The following is a 3,254-nucleotide window of genomic DNA, read 5'->3' as shown; positions in this document are numbered from 1 at the left end:
GCGCGTTCCAGGTCCTCGTCGTCGCCGTCGCGCATCTCGATGGCAGCGCCGTCGCTGGACAGCACCTCGACGTTGAGGCACAACGACTGCAGCTCCTTGAGCAGCACCTTGAACGACTCGGGGATGCCCGGCTCGGGGATGTTCTCGCCCTTGACGATCGCCTCGTACACCTTGACCCGGCCGACAGTGTCGTCGGACTTGATGGTCAACAGCTCCTGCAGCGTGTACGCCGCGCCGTAGGCCTGCATGGCCCAGCACTCCATCTCACCGAACCGCTGGCCACCGAACTGCGCCTTACCACCCAGCGGCTGCTGGGTGATCATCGAGTACGGACCAGTGGAGCGGGCGTGGATCTTGTCGTCCACCAAGTGGTGCAGCTTCATGATGTACATGAAGCCAACCGTCACCGGGTACGGGAACGGCTCGCCGCTGCGGCCGTCGAACAGCACCGCCTTGCCGTCGCTGTTGACCAGCACGTCGCCGTCACGGTTGGGCAGCGTCGAGGCCAGCAGGCCCTGCAGCTCCTCTTCCTTGGCGCCGTCGAACACCGGCGTCGCCACGATGGCGTCCGGCTCCGAATTGTGCAGGTCCGCAGGCAGGTTCGCCGCCCACTCGGGTGACCCGTCGATGCTCCAGCCGGCCTTGGCCACCCACCCGAGGTGGGTCTCCAGGATCTGGCCGATGTTCATCCGTCGCGGCACACCGTGGGTGTTCAAGATGATGTCCACCGGGGTGCCGTCCGGGAGGAACGGCATGTCCTCGACGGGCAGGATCTTGCCGATGACGCCCTTGTTGCCGTGGCGTCCGGCCAGCTTGTCACCGTCGGAGATCTTGCGCTTCTGGGCGACGTAGACGCGGACCAACTCGTTGACGCCGGCCGGCAGCTCGTCGTCATCCTCGCGGGAGAACACCCGGATACCGATCACCTTGCCGGATTCGCCGTGCGGCACCTTCAGTGAGGTGTCGCGGACCTCGCGGGCCTTCTCACCGAAGATGGCACGCAGCAGCCGCTCCTCCGGGGTCAGCTCGGTCTCACCCTTCGGGGTGACCTTGCCGACCAGGATGTCGCCGTCGCGAACCTCGGCGCCGATGCGGACGATGCCGCGCTCGTCGAGGTCAGCCAGCACCTCGTCGGAGACGTTCGGGATGTCCCGAGTGATCTCCTCGGCACCGAGCTTGGTGTCGCGGGCGTCGATCTCGTGCTCCTCGATGTGGATCGAGGTGAGCACGTCCTCCTCAACCAGGCGGTTGGACAGGATGATCGCGTCCTCGTAGTTGTGACCTTCCCAAGGCATGATCGCGACCAGCAGGTTCTTGCCCAGCGCCATTTCACCGTTGTCGGTGCATGGCCCGTCGGCGATGACCTGGCCGGCCTCGACCCGCTCACCGTTGTCCACGATCGGACGCTGGTTGGCGCAGGTGCCGTGGTTGGACCGGGCGAACTTGCGCATCCGGTAGGTGTGCCGGGTGCCGTCGTCGGCCATCACGGTGATGTAGTCCGCCGACACCTCCTCGATCACGCCCGCCTTGTCGGCGACGACGACGTCGCCGGCGTCGATCGCGGCACGCAACTCCATGCCGGTACCCACCAGCGGTGCCTCGCTGCGCACCAGCGGAACCGCCTGGCGCTGCATGTTGGCACCCATCAGGGCGCGGTTGGCGTCGTCGTGCTCGAGGAACGGAATCATCGCGGTGGCCACCGAGACCATCTGGCGCGGCGAGACGTCCATGTAGTCGACCTCGGCCGAGGAGACGTACTCAACCTCGCCGCCCTTGCGTCGAACCAGCACGCGGTCCTCGAGGAACCGACCCTTCTCGTCGATCGGCGAGTTGGCCTGCGCGACGACGTGGCGGTCTTCCTCGTCGGCGGTCAGATACTGGATCTCGTCGCTGACGACACCGTCGTTCACCTTGCGGTACGGCGTCTCGATGAAGCCGAACGGGTTGACCCGTGCGTACACCGACAGCGACCCGATCAGACCGATGTTCGGACCTTCCGGGGTCTCGATCGGACACATCCGGCCGTAGTGGCTGGAGTGCACGTCGCGGACCTCCAGGCCGGCGCGCTCACGGGACAGACCGCCCGGGCCCAGCGCCGAGAGGCGACGCTTGTGGGTCAGACCCGACAGCGGGTTGTTCTGGTCCATGAACTGCGAGAGCTGGCTGGTGCCGAAGAACTCCTTGATCGCGGCGACCACCGGGCGGATGTTGATCAGGGTCTGCGGCGTGATGGCCTCGACGTCCTGCGTGGTCATCCGCTCGCGGACGACGCGCTCCATCCGGGACATACCGACGCGGATCTGGTTCTGGATCAGCTCACCGACGGTGCGCAGGCGGCGGTTACCGAAGTGGTCGATGTCGTCGGTCTCCACCGGAACCTCGGTGCCGCCGGGAACCGTCATGGTCACCTGGCCCTCGTGCAGGCGCACCAGGTACTCGATGGTGGCGACGACGTCTTCCTCGGTCAGCGTCGACGAAGTGATCGGCTCGCCGGCGTTCAGCCCGAGCTTCTTGTTGACCTTGTAGCGGCCGACGCGGGCCAGGTCGTAGCGCTTCTCCTTGAAGAACAGGTTCTCCAGCAGGGTCTGCGCGGACTCCTTGGTCGGCGGCTCGCCCGGACGCAACTTGCGGTAGATGTCCAGCAGCGCCTCGTCACTACCGGCGGTGTTGTCCTTCTCCAGCGTCGACATCATGATCTCGGAGAAACCGAACCGCTCATGAATCTGCTCGCTGGTCCAGCCCAGCGCCTTGAGCAGCACGGTGACCGGCTGACGGCGCTTGCGGTCGATGCGCACACCGACGGTGTCGCGCTTGTCGACGTCGAACTCCAGCCACGCACCGCGGCTCGGAATCACCTTGACGCTGTGCAGCAGCTTCTCGGTCGACTTGTCGATCGACTCGTCGAAGTACACACCCGGCGACCGGACCAGCTGGGACACCACGACACGCTCGGTGCCGTTGATGATGAAGGTGCCCTTTTCGGTCATCATCGGGAAATCACCCATGAAGACCGTCTGGCTCTTGATCTCACCGGTGTTGTTGTTGATGAACTCAGCCGTGACGAACAGCGGAGCCGCGTACGTCATGTCCTTGTCTTTGCACTCGTCCACCGGCGCCTTGACTTCGTCGAAGCGGGGGTCGGAGAACGACAGCGACATTGAGCCCGAGAAGTCCTCGATCGGCGACAACTCGTACAGCACCTCTTCGAGGCCACCGACCGGGTTGACGTCCCCCCGGCCAGAGGCGATCTCGCG

General features: G+C 65.4%; 1 protein-coding gene. It reads right to left on the bottom strand.

Going from position 1 to position 3,254, the window contains the following annotated elements; genetic code table 11:
* On the bottom strand, positions 1 to 3,254 hold a 3,254-nt coding region (locus tag VN856_RS09420), incomplete at both ends, for a DNA-directed RNA polymerase subunit beta (protein ID WP_325688284.1).

This window comes from Mycobacterium sp. (assembly GCF_035603715.1).
Classification (GTDB): Bacteria; Actinomycetota; Actinomycetes; order Mycobacteriales; family Mycobacteriaceae; genus Mycobacterium.
This window is presented reverse-complemented; position numbering and strand designations above follow the sequence as displayed.